The organism is Streptomyces speibonae (assembly GCF_984686075.1).
Genome location: NZ_OZ480260.1, coordinates 3,059,460 through 3,081,068, shown reverse-complemented (window position 1 = coordinate 3,081,068; position 21,609 = coordinate 3,059,460). Strand labels below are relative to the sequence as shown.

Below are 21,609 nucleotides of genomic sequence, written 5' to 3'. Positions count from 1 at the left end.
AGGGTGTTGTGCAGGTGGCACACGGGTTGTCAGTGGCTGGGCATAGAGTGGCCGGTGACTCGAAGTGTTCAGGTGCGGACAGGGGGTTGCGGCCGGTGGCACGGATGATTCCGGTGGGTGAGCCGGTCAACGATGCCGAGCGGATGGTGCTGCGGCACCTGCGCGACCACGCCCCCGACGACTGGACGGTGGTGTCCAACTTCGAGCTGTCGTACGGACGCGGTCGGCAGGTCTTCGAGGTCGACCTGGCCATCCTCACCGAGCACGTGTGCCTGCTCGCCGACACCAAGGGGGCGCACGGCCGGATCGAGGTGCGCGGGACCCGCTGGTACCTGAGCCGGGGATCGTACTTCCCGAGTCCGGTGCGCAAGTCCCGGGAGCACGCCAAGGTGCTGGGACGGCTGCTGCGGCGGTCCCGGTCCGGCGCGGCGCTGTCGGTGTGGTGCGACCCCCTGGTCATCCTCCCGTTCGACGACGCCGTGCTGCGGGACCCCGCCGGGCTGGACGAGCCGCACACGGTGCGCCTGCGCGATCTCGTGCCGTTCCTCGCGCAGTACCGTCCGGCGGCCGGCCACCCGGTGCCGGACATCGCCGGCCGGCACGACGACATCGTGCGGGTGCTGCGCGCCGAGGCCCGGACGCCCGCGGGGCCCCGGACATTCGGCCGGTACGAGGTCGAGGAGACCCTGGCGGAGACCGACCCCTCGGCACCCGCCGACCCCTACGACCCGTACGAGAACGTGTCGGTGTACCGGGTGCGCAGACAGGGCCAGGCGGGTGCCGGCACCTATCTGCTCCAGGTGCACGGCGTCGACCCCCTGCTGCCCGAGGCCGAACTGGACGCGGCGTTCGCCCGGATCAGCACACCGATGCAGGCACTCGGCAGGCTCAAGGCGAGCGAGCACATCGTGGCCTGCGTGGACGACTTCCCCGTGGACGACCAGGCGGGCTACGCGGTCGTTCTGGAGGACGTGCGGGCCGACGCGCTGCGGGTACGGTTCACGGACGCGTCGTCACCCCTCGGCGCGGATGCCCGGCGCCGGGTGATGTCCGGCGTACTCGCCGGGCTCGCGCACGCCCACGCCAAGGGTGTGGTGCACCGGGGCCTCACCCCCGACGCAGTCCTCGTCGACCGTGACGGGGACGCCATGCTGACCGGATTCGACCTGGCCTACCCCGGGCAGCCGCGCGGCCCCCTGCTCACCGTGCGGCAGACGGCGCTGACGCGGCACGACGCCGCCTACCTGGCGCCGGAGGTGGCGGGCAACGCGGACGCGTTCTCACCCGCATCGGACATGTATGCGGCGGGAGCGCTCTTCCACGAGCTGCACACGGGTGAGCCGCCCGACCCGGAAGGGGACATCGCGGCGGCGCTCGGAGCGGTCCCCGGCCTCGACGCCGGTGTCGGGCGTCTCGTCACGGCGCTGCTCGACCCCGACCCGCGGCGACGCCCCCAGGCCCGTGACGCGCTGGAACTGCTGGAGCGGCGCCGTCCGACGCCGGGCGGACGCCGCGGCGGTCTGCCCGAACCGGAGACCGACGACTCCTTCGACTGGCACGACCCGCGCAACTACGCGGACCTGCCCCACGGCTTCCGGCTCACCGAGAAGTTCCGCGTGCGGGCGAAACTCGGACAGGGACAGTTCGGCGTCGTCTACCGGGTCTACAACGTCCTCGACGACGAGGACGAAGTGCTGAAGATCCTCACCGGCGGCGGACTGGGGGTGGAGGAGCGGCTCAAGAAGGAGTACCGGGCGCTCCGCCGGCTTCCGCCGCACCCCAACCTGGTACGGCTGATCGACGCCGAATGGCTGCCCAAGGGCGGATTCCCCTACCTGCGCATGGAGTTCGCAGAAGGGCGGGACCTCCAGGCCGTCATCGACCGCGGCGCCGAACGGCCCCTGGGCCCGGCGGACGTGCTCCGGCTGCTGGAGGACTGCCTGAAAGGTCTCGGCCACCTCCACGGACACGGCGTCTACCACTGCGACATCAAACCCAGCAACCTGCTGTGGACGCCCGACGGCACCCGGCTGCTCGACTTCAACGCGGCGGTCACCACCGACTCCACCCTCACCCCCACCCTCGGCTCACCCAAGTTCATCGCCCCAGGAGCCCTCGGCCGGGAGCGGCCCAGAGCCGAGGACCTCACCGACCTCGACCTGTACGCGACCGGCCTGTCCGCCTACATGGCACTCACCGGCTGCTACCCGTGGCGGGGCCGCGAGAGCCCGCCGCGCGACGAAGAGGCCCCCGACCCCCGGGACCTCGCCGGCTTCGCCGACCTCGGAGCCGACTTCACCGGGGTGCTGCGCCGCGCGATCTCACCCCGCCGGTCCGAACGCTTCCCCGATGCCGAGGCGTTCCGCACCGCACTGCGCGAATCCGGAGACGTACGCCGGACACCTGCCCGCCCCACCGCGGGCCGGACACCGGCCGCCCCGCGAGGAACCGCGACCGTGCCCGCCCAGCCCGCCGCACCAGGGCGCAACCCGTTCGTGGCGCATCTGCAAACCCTCTACAGTCAGAACGCGCGAACCAACGCTGGCACCCGCGGCCTCGACCCCACCGGATTCCCGCTCTACGTAGAGACCGCCCTCGACACCCGGCTGACCCCGGCCGTGCTGCGGGGAGAACACCGCCTGGTGGTCATCACCGGCAACGCGGGCGACGGCAAGACCGCCTTCCTCCAGCACCTCGCCGCCACCGCGGCCAAGAAGAACGCGGACTTCACCGCCCGCCGCGCCAACGGAGACGAATTCACCTACCGCGGACGCCTGTTCCGCACCAACCACGACGGCAGCCAGGACGAGGACGGAACGGACAACGACACCGTCCTGGAGGCGTTCCTCGCCCCCTACCGCGGTGAGTCCGCCGACGGCTGGACCGACCATGAAACCCGGCTGCTCGCCATCAACGAAGGACGGCTGGCCGACTTCCTGAGCCGGCACGAGAAGCACTACCCGCTCCTCGCCGACATCCTCCGCGAGGGCCTCACGAGCGGACAGGAAACCCACGGCATCGCCGTCGTCAACCTCAACGCCCGCGACGTCTACGCCGACCCGCACAGCACCGGCTCCATCATGCGGCGCATGGTCGAGGCCATGACCGACCCGCGCCACTGGGAGGCCTGCGGTTCCTGCCCCCTCGCCTCCCGCTGCTACGCCCTGCACAACGCCCGCACCTTCGCCCACCCCACCGCAGGCCCCCAGGTCCGCGAACGCCTCACCACCCTGCACCGCATGGCCGGACTCCGCGGACGGCTCCACATCACCCTGCGCGACCTGCGGTCCGCCCTCGCCCACACGCTCACCTCGGGACGGGACTGCGACCAGATCCACGCCCTCTACACCGGTGACACCGACACCACCCAACAGCAGCTCGACAGCTTCTACTTCACCAGCTGGGCCGGCATCCACACCAGCAGCGACCAGGAGCACGACCGGTTCCTCACCCAGCTCCGCGATCTCGACATGGCCCAGGTCCCCGACCCCCAGCTCGACCGCCGACTCGACTACACCGGACCCTCCGGCGGCCACAGCCTGATCTCGGTGGACCAACGCGGTCACCACGACGAGGAACTCCTGCGCGAACAGTTCACCGCCCTGCCCCGCACCCCGGATCCCGGCGGACGGCAGCGCGACGCCCACCGGGCCTACCTCGCCGCCGCCCGGCGCCGCTTCTACTTCGAAAGCCTGGACGACACCCGCTGGACCACCATGGTCAGCCACCGCTCCGGCAGCCGCTTCCTGCGCCTCCTGGACGGCACACTTCCCGCGGGCGGAGAATTGGCCCGGCTCGTCGAGGCGATCAGCCGCGGCGAGGAGATGCCGCACCCCGCCGGTCCGGACGGCGAACCCGACCTCGCCCTCCAGGTCAGGGCGGTACGCGGCGCCACCATCCGCAGCCATCGCCTCTTCCCCGCCGGACGGTTCACCCTCGACGTACGCAGCCCCACCGCCTCCCCGTACGTGGAGACCAGCCCCCGGGAACTCGTCATGAGCCACCGGCCCGACGGCGACGGACCGCAGCACGCCCGGCTCGTCGTCCGCCTCGACCTGTACGAGCTGCTCGACCGGCTCCACCGCGGCCACCGGCCCGGCGTCGAGGACCGCCAGGGCCAGAACCTCGCCCTCACCGTCTTCAAGAACGCCCTGTCCGCCGCAGCCTGCCAGGAAGTGCTGCTCAGTACCCCCGGCAGCCCTCCCTACCGCCTCACCAGGCAACCCGGCGGAACCCTGCGGCTCGCCCCGGCCCCGGGAACGGAGCACTGATGGCACTGCACCGCCGCGACAGCGAACTGAAACACCCCGGCGTCTCCCACCTGGAATACAAACGGGTCGAGATGGACCGGGTGCTGACCGGATTCCTGATGCGGGTCAACCACAACGGCCTGCCCAGCAAAATGGTGCAGCGCAAGGAACTCTCGGTCGACGCCTTCGTCAGTGAGTTCACCAAGGCACAGCACGCGGCGAAGTTCCCCGGCTTCGCCGAGCACAGCGACATCGCCCGGCGGTGGATCGAGACGCAGCTCCTCGACATGGTCAACCGCGGCCGCCCCAGCCAGGCCGTGGCAGGACTGCGCCCGCTGCACGGACTCACCTACAAATTCCGCAACTACTACCACTCACGCGCCTACGGCGCGGACGCCCAGCTCTACCAGATGCTCCGCCACGCGCGGGGCGGTCAGGGCCAGGCAGCCCTGGAACAACTGCGGAGGTTCTTCTTCACCGGACTGGGCTCCGCCTCCCGCAGCCGCCCGGACAGCTCCGGTGAACCCCGCATCGACGTCGAGACCCAGGCCGTACTGCACCTCAACAGCCAGGTCACCCAGGACGCTGCGCAGCAGGTACGCGGCTGGTACGACGCGCCGCCCCTGTGCGTCGGCCAGGCCGACCTGCTCGCCGACGACGTCCTGCGCCTGATGTCCCTGAAGGACCTGCTGCCGCGCGTCACCCTCGTCGAATACCTGAAGATCCTCTGTGCGCTGCACCTCGCCCTCGGACAGCTGAAGGCGATGAAGCTGCTGCCGCACATGGTGGCCCGCGGCGGCGCGGACCCGGCCTGCGGCCCCGACAACTGCCCGGCCACCGCCGCGGCGGCCGATCCGCTCGCGGGCTGCCCGTTCCGCGCCGGGCTCTTCGTCGACGCGGCCGGTGTTCCTGGAAGCGCGGCGGCAGCCCTGGCCGAACAGAGCGCGGCCGCCTGGCACCGGCGCATCCCGGCCTTCGTCCGCGCCGGCTACGTGGTGCGGAAGCTCGACGACTTCGCCGACCACGTCGACTCGAGCGAGGAAACCGCCCGGCCCGCCCGGGGCCGTGCCACCATCGGTGAACTCCTGCGCTTCGGCACGGACGCCTACCTGGAGCGCCGTGAACGGTTCTTCGCGGCCCGCCTGGAGAGCATCCTCGTCGAAACGCCGAAGAGGGAACAGCCCGAAGAGGTCCGGCCGCTGCTGGAAGCATCCATGGGACTCGGCGCCTTCGAGCAGTACATCGAACTGCTCATGGCCTACCGCGGCCGCTACCACCACAAGTACCTCATCGAGACGATCGACTCCCTGCTGCTGAAGAACCGGCCCGGCGCGCTGATCGCACAGCCCCACCGCGGGCACCGGCGGTTCGTCCTCGACAGCGCGCTGCTGGAAGTACTCGTCCAGGTGGCGCTGCTGCGCCCCAACCCGCGCGGTACCCGCTCGCGCTTCACCCACCACACCGTCTCCCTGCGACTCGACGAATTCACCGATCTGCTGCGCACCCGCTACGGCCTGCACATCGACCGGCTCCCGGCCGGTGACGGCTTCGCCGTCACCGGACCGGAGGAAGAAGCGGCACTGCGGGCGAACACCGAGGCGTTCACCACGAAGCTTCGGGAGACCGGCTTCTACGACGACCTGTCCGACGCGTACGTCACCCAGGTGATCACACCCCGTTTCGTGATCACCCAGGACGGCACCGTCACAGCGGGCAGCGGAAGGTAGCGGAGAACGGACCACCATGGCACGCGGACTGACCGAGATCACCGAAAGCCAGTGGCGACAGGCCCTGGAACAGGCACTGCTGCCCCGCATCGCCCACGTGCTGCGAGGCAGGGAAGCCGGACACTGCATGCGCGTCGAAGGGCTCCACACCGACCTGGCCGTGAGCCTGGCCCGCCGGCTGCACACCGCGGTACCGGAGGCCCAGGTCCACGTCCTCGACCCGGGGACAGCGGACCTCGACGCCGACGACGTGACCATCACCGGCACCCGGCTCGTGGAACTGCGCAACCCCGACGACACCGGGGCGCTGCGGCCTCCCCTGCTGGTCTTCGTCCCGCCCGGCACCCGGGCCAGCGCGGAGGACTCCTTCTCCACCGCGACGTTCGAGGAACTCCCGCTGGACGACGTGCACACGGCGCTGCGGCAGACCCTGCTCGGCCAGGTGCCCGAAAACCTGCGCCCGTCCGTCACGGAACTGCTCGGCTCCCCGGCGGCCGGCGGGCCGAAGGGCGCCGACGCCCAGGCCGCCGTGCGGTACCTGCTCACGCTTCGGGAGAACCACTACCACCCCGAAGCAGCCGGTGCGGCCGTCCACCTGCTCGGCCTCATCCCCGACTTCCGGCTCTTCGCCGATCCCGCACTGGTCGGCCGCAAGAGCACCCGCAACCGCCGTGTCGTCGACGCGCTCAGCGACCACGCCGCCACCCCCCGGCAACGGGTCCTCTCCCTGGGCCTGCCCCGCTCCAGCGCGCAGCAGCAGACCTTCATGAAGCGGCTGGTCGACTTCGCGGGACGGACCTCGTTCACCGAGCCCCGCCAGTGGTGCCGGTCCATCGCCGTCGAACCGGGCAACTGGCCCCTGGCCTTCCACCACTGGCCGGAGCAACAGGACCGTGGCAACCAGCGGATCACCGTCGAGGTCGACGACCTGACCGCCCTGCCGAAAGTCGGCGACAGCGGCGAGGACCTGCGCAACCACCCCGTACTGGAACGCGTCTTCGGCGCCCGCTACCTGCTGCCCGGCGGTCTCTCCTCCCTGCCGGTCTCCTTCACCGTGGCCCCCGACCCCCGCACCGTCACCGGGCTTGCGCATTTCAAGGTCGAGATCTGCTCGGAATCGGTGGGGGAAGGCACTGACGGAGACGACGACAGCACCGTGGCGGTCAGCCCCACCGGGCTCACCGTCACCGTCCCCGCACACCGCCGCACCACCCGGAACGTGCACAGCACCAAGGTGAAACTGAAGCGTGGCCGCCGGGCCACCGAATGGGAGGAAGGCTGGCACTTCGTCCGGGTCACACCCCTGGACGAGCACGGCGAACCCCTGCCCGTGACCCGGACCGGACATGGCCGCACCCGGCGCACGGAGGAAAGCGACCGCTTCTACGTGGTGCCGGACGGCGAATTCGACGAGCCCCCTGCCCCTCGGGTCCAGCGTGCCTCCGGTGTCGCCCAGGCCCTCAACCGGCTGCGTTTCACCGCGCGGGCCGACGGACGTGATCCCTGGCGCATCACCTGCCGTGATGTCACGTGGGCCGGTACAGGAATCAAGACCCGTTCCCTGCGTGCCTCCTTCGGCGCCGGCGCTCCCTTCCTCCTCGACATGCCGCGCCAGCTGGCCGAGGCTCAGCAGGTTCTCCTGACCCGGCCCCACACCCTGACCGGTCCCAAGGTGGAGATCGACGCCGCCGACGGGGTACACCTGAGTCCGCAGTCCCACCCCGGGGAGACCCGCACCGACCACACACCCGCGTACGCCACGTTCCTGAGCGCGCGCACCTCCCTGTTCTCGGCGATCACCGGGGAGCGGGCCGGCGAGGACGCCCACGTGGTGGAAGGAAGGGACCCCCGGGACCTCCGCGCCCCGACCGAGGCATACGCGGAGGCCTATCTGGACGCGCTGACGGCCTGCCTGCGCGCCCTGGAGGACCCGTACGCACGCGATACGGACACACACCGCGGCGAACTCCATCGACTGCTGAGCACTGACACCCTGCCCGTGACCCTGGCCGCCCCGGACGGCGCCCGCTCGGCCGCCGTGCTCGTGGCACCCACCCACCCCCTGCGGATGCTGTGGGACAGCGGCCATGCAGCCCTGGCCGATCACTGGCTCGGCGAAGCGGAACACGATGACAGGGCGGCAGTCCTGGAACGGCTCGAAGCACTGGAGCGGAGACTGGCACCGCTCGGCTTCCCCCTCACCGTGCCACTGGACACCGGAGAACTCACCTTTGCGGCAGGGCTCCTGACCGACTACTGGCAGGTTTGCCTGCCGAGCGAGGCCGAGAACCCGCGCGGCACCGTCGCCAGGATCGCCGTGGCCCTCGGGGCGGACGGAGCCCCCACCCGCAGTGGCGATGTGACCGGGGCGAACCTCGCCGACCGCGTCGAGCGCTACATCCGCCTCCACCCCTATGCCGACTCGCTGATCATCAACGCGGTGGGTGCCGGTCGTGGCGAACTGCTCACGGACATGCTCATCACCCTCCAGGAGCGCCGCCACCTGGCCCATCTGAGGTACACGGTACGGCTGTTCACCCCCGTTCCCGACGACCCCTGGGCAGGAGGCGCCCTCACCGACCTCTTCGCCCCCCGGGACGGGGCACGCACCGCGGCCGCTGAGGCGTTCTCGACCCCGGGCGATCCGCTGCGCCCGAAACTGTCGGTCGTCGTACGGGACCTCGCCGATCTCACCTCCGGCGACGAGGACTTTCCCGCCCACCTCAGCTTCCTGTTCGCGCCGTTCGGTGGCGAGCGCCACGACATCGCTCCCGGCCGGACCGCCTCGGGCCGGACCGCCGTGCACGGGCTCGTGCAGGAGATGACCAGCCACTACAGCGAGGGTGGGGACACGGCCACCTGGAGCCGCCGCCCGCGGCACGGTGCGACGGACCCGCTGCCCGGCGCGGAGATCACCGGAGACCTGCTGGCCGCACTGCCCGCCACCGTGTCGGCCGCCGTGGTCGCGGCCACCGCGGGGGAGCCCCGCCCCGGAATGCTGCCCCAGATCAGCCTCAGCCTCGGTACCGACGACCGCTCACTGCTGCACGACGTGCACCGCATGAGCGACTGGGTGATCACCGTGGACCGCACGCTCGGTGCGGAATACTTCGATCACGGGCGCCCGAACCGGGCCGAGTACGTCATCGACTACACGGCCTCCTCGGCGGCGGGCATGAGCAGCCACATCGTGGTCTCCTCACGCTCCGTGGACGAGTTGCGGGCGTTGCTCGAACCGGTCCTGGCGGACCGCAGACTCAGCATCGAGCAGCGCCATGTCCGTACCTTCTTCGATCAGCTGCGGGAACTGTCGGGCAACCTGGCCTTCAAACTGGCGGCGCTGAGCGAGAGCGGACGCACCGAGGTGGTGGGGCTGGCGCTGGCCCGCCTGTACCTGGAGCACCGCAGCGCGCTGCGGCACCAGATCCTGGTACCCCTCGACGCACACCCCGAGCTCTACGCCGAGCAACAGCGGCGCTCGGCAGCGGGCGACACGGAGGTCAGGCTGCATCGCACCGACCTCGCCCTGTTCGACCTGGATGCTGAGCGGGCGACCATCACCTGCCGCCTGGTCGAGGTCAAGTGCTTCACCGGCACGGGAGGCCCGGCGTCCCTGGAGGCGACACGGCAGCGGATCCGCATCCAGCTGGACAACACCCGGCGAGTACTCACCGGACTGTTCGATCCGTCCGTTCCCCGCAGCGACCGCCCCCTGCAGAACGTCACCCTGCGCACACTGCTCGACCACTACCTCGCCCGCGCGGACCGGTACGGCCTCTTCTCCGCGAAGTCCCGGGAAGAGGCACGCTGGCTGCTCGACCACCTGGACCACCACTTCACCTGGGAGTTCACCGCCACCGGTCTGGTCTTCGACCTGTCCGCGAATGGACTGGACATCGAAACCGCCGACGGCATCACCTACCACCGGGTCGGCCGGGAGCACGCACTGCGCATGCTCGACAAGATCCGGACGGAGTATCTGCGCGGACCGGCGGACGAGGCAGAGAACTCCGAGACGGCCGGGGAGAATGAGGAAGGAACGGAACCGGAGCGCGCCGGCCCGCGGTTGGGTGAGCGTCCCTCACTTCCCGGGGAGCGGGATGCCGCGACGACGGCCACGCTCCGTCCGCGGGAACGCGAGCGGACCGTGCCGGACGACCCCGGGCCGCTTCCCCTGGACACCGAGGACGACGATCCGGGGAGCGGGGCGGAACCGGGCGCGGAGGAACATGCGGTCGGCGAACCGGACCAGGAGCCGCCCGGGGCAGAGCCGCGGGAGCGGCCGTCGACGGAGCCCGAACCACAACGTGCCGACGGCAGCGACCCGTCGCCCCGCCCGGTCACGGACTCTGGGACCGCGCACGGGATCGACGGCGCTGGAGGGCCTGAGGGAACGGCTGCCGATGTCATGCTGGGCGTCGCCCAGCCCTCACCCCAGTACGGCCTTCTGGGCACCAGCGCGGGTCGCCGGGTCGCCCTGGACCTCTACGAGACTCACACGATGAGCCTGTTCGGCGTCCAGGGCGGAGGCAAGAGTTACACCCTGGGCGCCATCCTGGAAATGGTCTCCCGGCCCGTGACCGGAATCAACCGGCTCGGCAGGCCCCTGGCGAGCATGGTGTTCCACTACAGCGAGACGTCCGACTACGCCCCAGAGTTCACCAGCATGATCCGCCCCAATGGCGACGAGGGACAGCGAACCGCCCTGCGGCTGGGTTACGGTGCCGAGTCGGTAGGACTGGACGACGTGACGATGCTCGTTCCCGCGGAGAATCTGGAAGACCGGAGGGAGGAGTTCCCGGACCTGGAGATCCGTCCGCTGACCTTCGCCTCCTCCGAACTCAAGGCGAGTCACTGGCGGTTCCTCATGGGAGCCGTGGGCAATCAGGCCACCTATATCCGGCAGGTCAACCGGATCATCAAGGAGAACCGCAAGGACCTCACCCTGGAGGCCGTCCGCCGGGGTATCGAGGACTCCGAACTCGCCGATCATCTCAAGAAGCAGGCCAAGGCGAGGCTGGAGCTGGCGGAGAACTTCATCGACGACTCCACGCGGTTGCGTGACCTGGTGCGACCCGGACGGCTGATCATCGTCGACGTACGCTCCGACGACATCGAGAAGCGCGACGCGCTCGGTCTGTTCGTCGTGCTGATGCAGCTGTTCGCAGAGGCTCGCCGGCCGAACGAGACATTCAACAAGCTCGTCGTCTTCGACGAGGCCCACAAGTACGCGGACAGCGGGGACCTGGTGGCGGGACTCGTTTCGAGCGTCCGCGAGATGCGGCACAAGGGGATGTCCGTCATCGTCGCCAGTCAGGACCCGCCGTCCGTTCCGACGGCGCTGATCGAGCTGTCCAGCGAAATCGTGCTGCACAAGTTCACCTCACCGGCGTGGCTCAAGTACCTGCAGAAAGTGAACACCGCCCTGGGCAGCCTCACATCGCAGAAGATGGCGGCCCTGCAGCCGGGGGAGGCATACCTCTGGTCGAGCAAGGCAACGGACGAAGCCTTCACCCAGGGGACCGTCAAGATCCAGTGCCGCCCACGGGTCACTGAGCACGGAGGCGGGACCAGAACGGCGTTCGACTGACGGGTGCGGCGCCCTCAGGCAGGAGGCGCCTGTCGAGTGATTCACCAGAAGTGGTGGCGTGCGGTAAGGGAGGCCGCGGTTCCTCTGGACGGAGAGGAGTCGCCGCCTGGTTCGAACGGGCGTGTGGGGGACTGCGTGACGCGCTCAAGGCGGCGGGGATGACATTGCCGTCCCTCGGACTCGACGCGGCTTCCTGCGCCGGGTTCGCTCCGCTCGCGTTGATCGACCTGGGGCGCTGCAACGTGGCCACGGCCCGTGCGCTCTCCTCCGCACTCCGGCCCGGTCCGGGGGTGGCACGGTGAGGCACCGGCGCCCCCGCCGGAACCCGGCGACCAGGCGGTCAGGGAGCTGCCGGCGGAGTCGGCCGGATGGGTACGGGCCGCCGGGGGTGCGGCGTGATGTTCACCCCGTCCGTCAAGCGCCCGTGGCCGCGCGGACCGGTGACGGCAACGCGTGGGTGACGGGCGTGTACTGGCTGTACTGCCGGCGTGACGATGCGGCCGTTTTGTGGATCGGTTCCGTCGCCACCCCCGGCGGCAGGGGTGACGCTTCGAGGCCTGCCGGGACCACCCGTCGACCGGGCATTCCCCACCAACCCCGGCAAGGAGGCGGGCATCACTCGCCCCTGGGCGGGTCGTTTGCCCGGCGAGCCGGCAGCGACAGCCCGCTTTCTGGTGCCGGTACTGGAGGGCCTTGTATGGTCAATGCGGAGGCATGTGCAGCAGGAGAGGGGCACCATGCGCAACCGGTTACGCGGAGCCGTTCCGGCGTCGGCTCTGTTCCTGCTCGGGCTGGCGGTGTGGCCCGCGGCCGAGGCGCTGAAGAGCGGCGGGCCCGGTGTCACGGTCCACAACGAGTCGGTGACGCCGCAGGAAAGGGCCGAGTTCCGCGAGGCGCTGCGGTACCGGGACGAGACCGGCAAGTGGCCGTGCCCCGAGAACGGCCGCCCGCCGCAGGCGGAGGAGACGGCGCAGGGGGGCGTGTCGGATCTGATGCACCGTGCCGGGCCGGACGACTACGACTGTCCGGCGCAGGACGACCAGTAGGAGAAAGGGCCCGGCCTTCGCGGCCAGGCCCCTCGCTGCCCTGCGGCTCCGGTGGGTCAGAGCGCGTTGTACACGCTGACCGCGTAGGCGCCGTGCTCGGACGAGTAGAGATGGTTGTCGGCCCAGTTGCCGGCGTCGTCCGTATAGCGGTGACTGTTCGCGCCGACGATCCGTGCATCGGTCGCCAGGTCCTTCACCAGCGGCCCGCCGCTGGCCCCGTGACCCATCTCGCAGTCCATCTCCAGCCGCTGGTCCAGCGGATTGAAGTTGGAGGCGTCCACGGTGTTGCCGTGGCAGTACCTCATGTACATCCCGTCCTGGTAGAACGAGTCCGCCCTGCCGTATCCGTCGGCCGGATAGCCGATGGAGAACACGTTGTCGTTCTCCGGGGCGTTCGACTTGAACTCGTACCCGTACGCGCCGACGGTGTCCTGCACATATCCGTAGCCGGAGTGCTGGTGCAGAACGACGGCGCCCATGTCGGAGTAGCGGTAGTCGCCTTCGTCGATGTACGCGGACGGCACGATCACGTTCTTGACGTCCCAGTAGTCGTACGGCGCCCCGTTGTCGAAGCCGGGGGCGAAGGCGTATCCGGTGTTGAACGCGCCTGCCTCCCGGTCGTACAGGCAGTGTGCTGCCGTCCATACGCTGGACTTGTTGCTGTGGACGACGACGGCCGCGCTGCAGTGGCCGTAACCGCCGCCGGCCGTCTGGATGAACAGGATGCCGGTCGCCCTCCACGGCCACCGGTCCGGCTGCGCCGCGGGAAGAGAGCTGGTCAGTTCGGCCGCTGCCGCGAGCGTGTTCGCCTCGGCCGTGCGTGGGCTGAGTCCCTTGGGGGCAACCCCGGGGGCGGAGGTCGCCACATCGGGGAGGGCCGGACCTGGTGCCGCAGCGGTGTCCTGTGCCGCCCCGACGGACGGAGTGTCGAGCGGGTGGGCGAGCGCCTTGTCGATCCGTTCCGGTGTCCAGAACCTGTCGGCCTGACCGGGACTGGCATGCGTCTGCTTGACCGCGACGGAGGGGAGTTCGGGCCGCTGTGTGACGTCGGCGGCCTGAGCGGTGCCGGCGGTGGCGCCCAGAAGTGCCGCCGTGGCGACCGCGGATACTGCCAGCCGGATGTGTCTGGGTATCTGCATGAGGGCATTGATCACCTCATGCGGTCCTCCGGTAACCGACGTCACAGCAAGGCGTCTTGAACCGATCAATCATTGGCTGAAATCGAACACGGATCCGAATCACGGCGGGGAATCGGGTGGCCGACCGGCAGCGCCGAGGACTGCGCTCGGCCGGCCTCGGTGAGCGGAGAGCCGCGCCACCCCCGGACGGTGGGGAAGCGCGGCTCTCCGGTTCGTGGGTTCCTCAGTAGGCGGAGCCCGACGCGCCCAGGGAGCCCGTCGGGTGCCAGACCGTCTTGGTCTCCAGGAACGCCGTCATGCGCTCCGTGCCGGGGGTGGCCGCCCAGTTGTCCACAGGCTGTGGACGAAGGACGCGCTTGAGGTTGTCCGCGGCCGCGATCTCCAGTTCCTTCGCCAGCGCCTCGTCGGCGCCCGCGAGGTCGATCGCGTTGACGTCCTGGTGCGCGGCGAGCGGGGCGGCGATCTCCGCCGTACGGCCGGAGAGGATGTTGACCACACCGCCGGGCAGGTCGGAGGTGGCCAGTACCTCGCCGAGGGAGAGGGCGGGCAGCGGGGACTTCTCGGAGGCCACCACGACCGCCGTGTTGCCCGTCGCGATCACCGGGGCGATCACCGAGACCAGGCCCAGGAACGACGACTTCTGCGGGGCCAGCACCGCGACCACGCCCGTCGGCTCCGGCGAGGACAGGTTGAAGAACGGGCCCGCGACCGGGTTGCCCCCGCCGACCACCTGGGCGATCTTGTCGGTCCAGCCCGCGTACCAGACCCAGCGGTCGATCGCCGCGTCCACCTGCTCGCCGGCCTTCGCCTTCGACAGGCCCTCGGCCTCGGCGACCTCGCGGACGTACTGGTCCCTGCGGCCCTCCAGCATCTCCGCGACGCGGTAGAGGATCTGGCCGCGGTTGTACGCCGTCGCGCCGGACCATCCGCCGAACGCCTTGCGCGCGGCGACCACCGCGTCACGGGCATCCTTGCGGGAGGCGAGCGGGGCGTTGGCCAGCCACGTGCCCTTTGCGTCCGTCACCTCGTACACCCGGCCGCTCTCCGAACGCGGGAACTTCCCGCCGACGTACAGCTTGTAGGTCTTCAGTACGTTGAGCCGATCAGACATCGAGGTACGCCTCCAGGCCGTGGCGGCCGCCCTCGCGGCCGAAGCCCGACTCCTTGTAGCCGCCGAACGGCGACGTCGGGTCGAACTTGTTGAACGTGTTGGACCAGATCACGCCCGCGCGGAGCTTGTTCGCGACCGCCAGGATGCGCGAACCCTTCTCCGTCCAGATGCCCGCCGACAGGCCGTACGGGGTGTTGTTGGCCTTGGCGACCGCCTCGTCGGGCGTCCGGAAGGTGAGGACGGAGAGCACGGGGCCGAAGATCTCGTCGCGGGCGACCGTGTGGGCCTGGGTGACGTTGGTGAACAGCGTCGGCGCGAACCAGTAGCCGTTCTCCGGCAGTTCGCAGGCCGGCGACCAGCGCTCGGCCCCCTCCGCCTCGCCCAGGTCGGCCAGCTTCGTGATGCGGGCCAGCTGCTCGGCGGAGTTGATCGCACCGATGTCGGTGTTCTTGTCCAGCGGGTCGCCGAGACGGAGCGTGGACAGGCGGCGCTTGAGGGAGTCGAGGAGTTCGTCCTGGACCGACTCCTGCACGAGCAGGCGGCTGCCCGCGCAGCAGACCTGGCCCTGGTTGAAGAAGATGCCGTTGACGATGCCTTCGACGGCCTGGTCGATCGGCGCGTCGTCGAAGACGATGTTCGCGCCCTTGCCGCCCAGTTCGAGCGTGACCTTCTTGCGGGTCCCGGCGACCGTGCGCGCGATCTCCTTGCCGACCGCGGTCGAGCCGGTGAAGGCGACCTTGTTCACGCCGGGGTGGGCGATCAGCGCGGCTCCGGCGCGGCCGTCACCGGTGAGGATGTTGACGACGCCCTTGGGCAGGCCCGCCTGGCGGCAGATGTCCGCGAAGAACAGGGCGGAGAGGGGCGTGGTCTCGGCGGGCTTCAACACCACCGTGTTGCCCGTCGCCAGCGCCGGGGCGATCTTCCACGCCAGCATCAGCAGCGGGAAGTTCCAGGGGATGACCTGGCCCGCGACGCCCAGCGGCCTCGGGCTCGCGCCGCTGTGCTCGTTCGTCGACCTCCGGCCGAACCCGGCGTGGTCGAGCTTGTCCGCCCAGCCCGCGTAGTAGAAGAAGTGCGCGGCGACCAGCGGGAGGTCCGCGTCGCGGGTCTCCCTGATCGGCTTGCCGTTGTCCAGGGTTTCGAGGACGGCGAGCTCGCGGCTGCGCTCCTGGATGATGCGGGCGATGCGGAAGAGGTACTTCGCGCGCTCGGAGCCCGGCAGCGCCGACCACTTCTCGAACGCCGCGCGGGCGGCCTTCACCGCGCGGTCGACGTCCGCCTCGGTGGCCTCGGCGACCTCCGAGAGGACCTCCTCCGTGGACGGGGAGACGGTCTTGAAGACCTTGCCGTCGGCGGCCTCGGTGAACTCGCCGTCGATGAACAGGCCGTACGACGGGGCGATGTCGACGATCGAGCGGGACTCGGGCGCCGGTGCGTACTCGAAAACAGGTGCCATGGTGATCAGTCCACCGTCACGTAGTCGGGGCCGGAGTAGCGGCCGGTGGCCAGCTTCTGGCGCTGCATCAGCAGATCGTTGAGCAGCGAGGAGGCGCCGAAGCGGAACCAGTGGTTGTCCAGCCAGTCCTCGCCCGCGGTCTCGTTGACCAGGACCAGGAACTTGACCGCGTCCTTCGACGTGCGGATGCCGCCGGCCGGCTTCACACCGACCTGGACGCCCGTCTGGGCGCGGAAGTCGCGGACCGCCTCCAGCATCAGGAGGGTGTTCGCGGGGGTCGCGTTGACGGCGACCTTGCCGGTCGAGGTCTTGATGAAGTCCGCCCCGGCCAGCATGCCGAGCCAGCTCGCCCGGCGGATGTTGTCGTACGTCGACAGCTCGCCGGTCTCGAAGATGACCTTCAGGCGGGCGCTCGTCCCGCAGGCCTCCTTCACGGCGGTGATCTCGTCGTACACCTTCATGTAGTTCCCCGCGAGGAACGCCCCGCGGTCGATGACCATGTCGATCTCGTCCGCGCCGGCGGCGACGGCCTCGCGGACGTCCGCCAGCTTCACGGCGATCGGGGCGCGGCCGGCCGGGAACGCGGTGGCCACCGAGGCGACCTTGACGGCGGAGCCGGCGACGGCCTCCTTCGCTGTGGCCACCATGTCGGGGTACACGCAGACCGCTGCCGTGGCGGGGGTGGTGCGGTCGGTCGGGTCGGGGCGGACCGCCTTCGCGCCGAGCGCCCGGACCTTGCCCGGGGTGTCCGCGCCTTCCAGCGTCGTCAGATCGACCATCGAGATGGCCAGGTCGATGGCGTACGCCTTCGCGGTCGTCTTGATCGAGCGGGTGCCGAGGGACGCGGCACGGGCCTCCAGGCCGACCGCGTCGACGCCGGGCAGCCCGTGCAGGAAGCGGCGCAGGGTGCTGTCGGACGCGGTGACGTCGCTGAGAGCGTTGGGTGCAGTGGTGGGCATGGTCACCAGACGAGCATATCTACGCGCGTAGCGGCTGTACAGCCCTGTGCGCATCTCAGAGGCGACTCGGGGCGACTCGGGGCGACTCCGGGGGCGGGGGCGTGTCGGCGGTGTCTCGGGGAGGTCTCCTGGGTGCCTCGAGGTGCCTCGAGGTGCCTCGAGGTGCTTCGGGGGCGTCTCGGGGGTGCCACGAGGGTGCTTCGGGGCGCTTCGGGGTGCTTCGGGGGCGTCTCGGGGGTGCCACGAGGGTGCTTCGGGGGGTCCCACCGCGTACGAGGTCCCGTCGGGCGTCGTGCAGAATCGGGAGCATGACGACCCCCGAGCACCAGTCGCCCGAACCGGAGCCCACGAAGCGGCCGGCCGGGTCCGCGGAGCCCCAGGAGCCCCAGTACAAGGACCGGATCTACCGCTCGCTCGCGGGTGTCGTCGGCGGTGTGCTGCTGCTCGCGATCATCGGCTGGCTCGGCATCGACGCCGTGGTCGCCGGCGAGGGCCGCACCCCCTGGCTCTCCCTGGCCACGATGCTTCTGCTGGTCCCGCTGGTCGTCGCCTACACCCTGCGTCCCGCCGTCTACGTCAACGACGACCGGCTGCGCGTACGCAACCCGTTCCGCGTGATCGTGCTGCCCTGGGGGCGGGTCGCCTCGCTGCGGTCCGGGTTCTCCAACGAGGTCGTCGACGACTCCGGCACCAAGTACCAGCTGTGGGCGCTGCCCGTCTCCCTGCGGGCCCGTAACAGGGCGGCCCGGCACGAGGCGCGGGTGGCTGCGCAGGCGGCGCGGCGTGAGCGTGGGGGGCGTGGGGGTGACGCCGGCGGACGTGCCGGTGGGGGTGCCGGTCGGGGGAGTGGGCCGGGGAGTGTTCCCGAGGCGCCGCGGCAGGCCGAGAGCGACCGGGCCATGGCCGAGATGCGTGAGCTGCACGAGTGGCGGAAGGACGCCGAGGCCGCGCAGGGCGAGGTGTCCGTGCGGTGGGCCTACGAGATCGTGGGGCCGGCGGTGGCGGGGGGCGTGTTGCTGGCGGTGCTGCTGGGGGTGGGGTGAGGGTTTTCGTGCGGGGCGGGTTGATCCGCCCGCCCCGCGTGAGGTGCCTGCTCTAGATGCCCGCTGCCTCGGACAGGTCCTGCTTGATCCGCTCGAGGAGTGAGGCCGCGCGGGCCCGGGCCTCGGGGAGGCCGGCCTTCGTCCCGACCGGGATCACCACCTCCAGGTAGCACTTCAGCTTCGGCTCCGTGCCGCTGGGGCGGACGACGACGCGTGCGCCGTCCAGGGTGTAGCGCAGGCCGTCCGTGGGCGGGAGCTTCTCCGTGCCCTGCGTGAGGTCCTCCGCCCTGGTGATGGGCAGGCCCGCCAGCTCCGTGGGCGGCTGTGCGCGCAGGCGGTGCATCGCGGAGGCGATGAGGCCGAGGTCCTTCACCCGGACCGAGAGCTGGTCCGTGGCGTGCAGGCCGTGCTCCACGGCGAGGTCGTCGAGCAGGTCCAGGAGCGTACGGCCGCTCTCCTTGAGCTCGGAGGCCAGTTCCGTGAGGAGCAGCGCCGCCGTGATGCCGTCCTTGTCCCGTACGCCGTCCGGGTCGACGCAGTAGCCGAGCGCCTCCTCGTAGCCGTAGCGCAGGCCCTCGACCCTCGCGATCCACTTGAAGCCGGTCAGGGTCTCCTCGTACGGGAGGCCGGCCTTCTCGGCGATGCGGCCGAGGAGGCTCGACGACACGATCGACTCCGCGAAGGTGCCGGTCGCTCCGCGGCGGACCAGGTGGGCGGCGAGCAGGGCGCCGACCTCGTCGCCGCGCAGCATGCGCCAGTCGCCGCCGTCCTTGACGGCGGCGGCGCAGCGGTCGGCGTCGGGGTCGTTGGCGATGACCAGGTCGGGGTTCGTCTCGCGGGCCTTGGCGAAGGCGAGGTCCATCGCGCCGGGCTCCTCCGGGTTGGGGAACGCGACGGTCGGGAACTCCGGGTCGGGGTCGGCCTGCTCGGCGACGAGGACGGGGGCGGGGAAGCCTGCCCGGTCGAAGGCGGCGAGGAGGGTGTCCTTGCCGACGCCGTGCATCGCGGTGTAGACGGTGCGGGCGGTGCGGGCGGAGCCGTCGGCCAGGACGTGGGTGGTGCGGGCGAGGTAGGCGTCCAGGACGGTGTCGTCGAGGGTCTCCCAGCCCTCGGTGGGGCGGGGGACCGTGGTGAGGGACGCGACGGCGGCGATCTCGGCGGCGATCTCGGCGTCGGCCGGGGGGACGATCTGGGAGCCGTCACCGAGGTACACCTTGTAGCCGTTGTCGCGGGGTGGGTTGTGGCTGGCGGTGACCTCCACGCCGGCGACCGCGCCGAGGTGCCTTATAGCGAAGGCGAGGACGGGGGTGGGGAGGGGGCGGTCGAGTACGGCCGCGCGCAGGCCGGCGCCGGTCATGACGGCGGCGGTGTCCTCGGCGAACGTCTGCGACTTGTGGCGGGCGTCGTAGCCGATGACGACGAGGCCGGCCGTGTCGTCCCCGTGGGGGGTCCCCTGCTTCTTGAGGTACGCGGCGAGGCCCGCGGCGGCGCGGATGACCACGGAGCGGTTCATGCGCAGGGGGCCGGCGCCGAGTTCGCCGCGGAGGCCGGCGGTGCCGAACTGGAGGGTGCCGTTGAAGCGGGCCGCGAGCTCGGCGTGGTCGCCGGCGTCGATGAGGCGGGCGAGTTCCTCGCGGGTGTCCGGGTCGGGGTCCTCGGCGAGCCATGCCTGGGCCTGGGCGATGAGGGCGTCGTCTTGCACGGTCGGTCAGCCTCTCGTTGAGTGTGGTGCGCGTCGTGTGCCTGCGGCGCAGCTGTCTGTTGGGTGGGGGTGCGCGTAACGCCCACGGTGGGTGGGTGGTGCGGGGGCGGGGCGGGGGTGTACGTCCTCGGACTGGCGCGATTGTGCTTGTTGGCGGGAGGTGAACGGCGCGGACGCGCCAGCCACTGCGGGCGCACACCCCCGCCCCGCCCCCTCCCGCCGTCGGCGACCGGGCCAGGGCTCACTGGTATCCCCCTTCCGCGGCGCTGCGGCTGGTGACCGGCGTCCAGGGCTCACTGGTATCCCCCTTCCGCGCCGCCGCGGCCGGGGACCTCCGGCCGCGGCGCCGCGCCGCTCCTGCGATCCGCGGCCCGCTGCCGCCACCCGCGCGATCCGCGGGCAGTCGTGCCTCCCCCAGAGCCTGAAGGGCCTGGGAGGCACCCCCATGGGCGATGGGGGTCCCCCGCTCATGGGGGTACCTCCCGCTCGAGCGAAGCCGAGAGTGGGGGAGGCACCCCGTTGGCGCCGGGCTGCGCGAACACCCCCCGGCCCGCGCCGGCGCAGGGCGCCTGTGCAAACGCCGGCTGTGCAACACGTCCCCGGTCCGCGCCGGCGTAGGGCACTCTGCTTGGCGTCGGCTGTGCGGCGTACCGCCAGGCGGCGGAGGCGTGGCAGTTGCCCGGGTGGCCAGTGGGCCGGGCCCTGGTTTGCGCACAGGCGTGTGGGATGCGTGCCGGCCGGTGGTCAGAGGCGGCCGAGGACCTGGGCCAGCAGGGAACCCATGCGCGTAGCGGAGTCGCGGCCCGCCTGGAGAACTTCCTCATGGTTCAGCGGCTCACCCGTCATCCCCGCGGCCAGGTTCGTGACCAGCGAGATCCCCAGCACCTCCGCCCCCGCCTCCCGCGCGGCAATCGCCTCGAGAACCGTCGACATGCCGACCAGGTCCGCGCCGATCACCCGGGCCATCCGGATCTCCGCCGGAGTCTCGTAGTGCGGCCCGGGGAACTGGGCGTAGACCCCCTCCTCCAGGCTCGCGTCGATCTCCTTGCACAGCGCCCGCAGCCGCGGCGAGTACAGGTCCGTCAGGTCGACGAAGTTCGCCCCGACGATCGGGGACGTCGCCGTGAGGTTGATGTGGTCGCTGATCAGGACCGGCTGCCCGGGGCGCATGCCCGCCCGCAGGCCGCCGCAGCCGTTGGTCAGGACAACGGTCTTGGCGCCCGCGGCCACCGCCGTACGGACGCCGTGGGCGACGGCCGCGACACCCCGGCCCTCGTAGTAGTGCGTACGGCCGAGGAAGACCAGGGCGCGCTTCGCGCCGACGCGGTACGAGCGGACCCTGCCGCCGTGGCCCTCGACCGCCGGCGGCGGGAAGCCGGGCAGGTCGGTGACCGGGAACTCGGCCTCGGGGGTGCCGAGGGCGTCCACGGCCGGGGCCCAGCCGGAGCCCATCACGAGGGCGACGTCGTGGGTCTCGGCGCCGGTGAGTTCGCGCAGGCGCACGGCGGCGGCGTCGGCTGCGGCGTACGGGTCGCCCTGGATGTCGTCCGGAAGAAGAGAAGCGTTCACGCCGTCGAGGGTAGCCG

General features: G+C 71.1%; 11 protein-coding genes. 5 read left to right on the top strand and 6 right to left on the bottom strand.

Features of this window, described 5'->3' with window-relative positions:
• Window positions 1-104: 104 nt before the first annotated feature.
• The 4 genes from mads6 (at window position 105) to AC5L3C_RS13625 (ending at window position 12,613) form a co-directional block, all read left to right on the top strand.
• Entirely contained in the window at window positions 105-4,271 is a 4,167-nt protein-coding gene (mads6, locus tag AC5L3C_RS13640) for a methylation-associated defense system protein kinase MAD6 (protein WP_493653868.1), read from the top strand.
• Complete coding sequence (gene mads7, locus AC5L3C_RS13635; RefSeq protein ID WP_493649231.1) at window positions 4,271-5,977, top strand: methylation-associated defense system protein MAD7; 1,707 nt, start codon at window positions 4,271-4,273, stop codon at window positions 5,975-5,977. The genes mads6 and mads7 overlap by 1 nt, the downstream gene beginning before the upstream one ends.
• Before the next feature lie 16 nt (window positions 5,978-5,993).
• Window positions 5,994-11,567 carry a methylation-associated defense system ATP-binding protein MAD8 gene (mads8, locus tag AC5L3C_RS13630; RefSeq protein WP_493649230.1) on the top strand — a complete coding sequence of 1,858 codons (5,574 nt, stop codon included), beginning with the start codon at window positions 5,994-5,996 and terminating at the stop codon, window positions 11,565-11,567.
• A gap of 737 nt (window positions 11,568-12,304) precedes the next feature.
• Window positions 12,305-12,613: a hypothetical protein gene (locus tag AC5L3C_RS13625; RefSeq protein ID WP_493649229.1), complete on the top strand. Its 309-nt coding sequence runs from the start codon at window positions 12,305-12,307 to the stop codon at window positions 12,611-12,613.
• Window positions 12,614-12,669: 56 nt separating this feature from the next.
• Here AC5L3C_RS13625 and AC5L3C_RS13620 read toward each other — a convergent pair whose 3' ends face one another.
• The 4 genes from AC5L3C_RS13620 to deoC form a co-directional block, all read right to left on the bottom strand.
• The gene (locus AC5L3C_RS13620; RefSeq protein ID WP_493649228.1) at window positions 12,670-13,752 is read right to left on the bottom strand and encodes a trypsin-like serine peptidase; all 1,083 of its coding nucleotides are present in this window, start codon (window positions 13,750-13,752) and stop codon (window positions 12,670-12,672) included.
• 223 nt (window positions 13,753-13,975) lie between these two features.
• Complete coding sequence (locus AC5L3C_RS13615; protein ID WP_493649227.1) at window positions 13,976-14,863, bottom strand: aldehyde dehydrogenase family protein; 888 nt, start codon at window positions 14,861-14,863, stop codon at window positions 13,976-13,978.
• Entirely contained in the window at window positions 14,856-16,319 is a 1,464-nt protein-coding gene (locus AC5L3C_RS13610; protein WP_493649226.1) for an aldehyde dehydrogenase family protein, read from the bottom strand. Before AC5L3C_RS13610 ends, AC5L3C_RS13615 begins: the two co-directional genes overlap by 8 nt.
• 5 nt (window positions 16,320-16,324) lie before the next feature.
• Entirely contained in the window at window positions 16,325-17,278 is a 954-nt protein-coding gene (gene deoC, locus AC5L3C_RS13605) for a deoxyribose-phosphate aldolase (RefSeq protein ID WP_493653867.1), read from the bottom strand.
• 308 nt (window positions 17,279-17,586) lie between these two features.
• On the opposite strand from deoC, the gene AC5L3C_RS13600 reads away from it, so the two are divergent.
• Complete coding sequence (locus AC5L3C_RS13600; protein ID WP_493649225.1) at window positions 17,587-18,321, top strand: PH domain-containing protein; 735 nt, start codon at window positions 17,587-17,589, stop codon at window positions 18,319-18,321.
• Window positions 18,322-18,373: 52 nt separating this feature from the next.
• Here AC5L3C_RS13600 and AC5L3C_RS13595 read toward each other — a convergent pair whose 3' ends face one another.
• The gene (locus AC5L3C_RS13595; RefSeq protein ID WP_493649224.1) at window positions 18,374-20,023 is read right to left on the bottom strand and encodes a phospho-sugar mutase; all 1,650 of its coding nucleotides are present in this window, start codon (window positions 20,021-20,023) and stop codon (window positions 18,374-18,376) included.
• Between the two features lie 744 nt (window positions 20,024-20,767).
• On the bottom strand, window positions 20,768-21,592 hold the full coding sequence (locus tag AC5L3C_RS13590) for a purine-nucleoside phosphorylase (protein WP_125504555.1): 825 nt from the start codon (window positions 21,590-21,592) through the stop codon (window positions 20,768-20,770).
• Window positions 21,593-21,609: the final 17 nt, after the last annotated feature.

Coding starts and splice junctions, on each gene's coding strand:
- mads6 (WP_493653868.1), top strand. CDS start 105: ATGATTCCGGTGGGTGAGCCGGTCAACGATGCCGAGCGGATGGTGCTG.
- mads7 (WP_493649231.1), top strand. CDS start 4,271: ATGGCACTGCACCGCCGCGACAGCGAACTGAAACACCCCGGCGTCTCC.
- mads8 (WP_493649230.1), top strand. CDS start 5,994: ATGGCACGCGGACTGACCGAGATCACCGAAAGCCAGTGGCGACAGGCC.
- AC5L3C_RS13625 (WP_493649229.1), top strand. CDS start 12,305: ATGCGCAACCGGTTACGCGGAGCCGTTCCGGCGTCGGCTCTGTTCCTG.
- AC5L3C_RS13620 (WP_493649228.1), bottom strand. CDS start 13,752: ATGCAGATACCCAGACACATCCGGCTGGCAGTATCCGCGGTCGCCACG.
- AC5L3C_RS13615 (WP_493649227.1), bottom strand. CDS start 14,863: ATGTCTGATCGGCTCAACGTACTGAAGACCTACAAGCTGTACGTCGGC.
- AC5L3C_RS13610 (WP_493649226.1), bottom strand. CDS start 16,319: ATGGCACCTGTTTTCGAGTACGCACCGGCGCCCGAGTCCCGCTCGATC.
- deoC (WP_493653867.1), bottom strand. CDS start 17,278: ATGCCCACCACTGCACCCAACGCTCTCAGCGACGTCACCGCGTCCGAC.
- AC5L3C_RS13600 (WP_493649225.1), top strand. CDS start 17,587: ATGACGACCCCCGAGCACCAGTCGCCCGAACCGGAGCCCACGAAGCGG.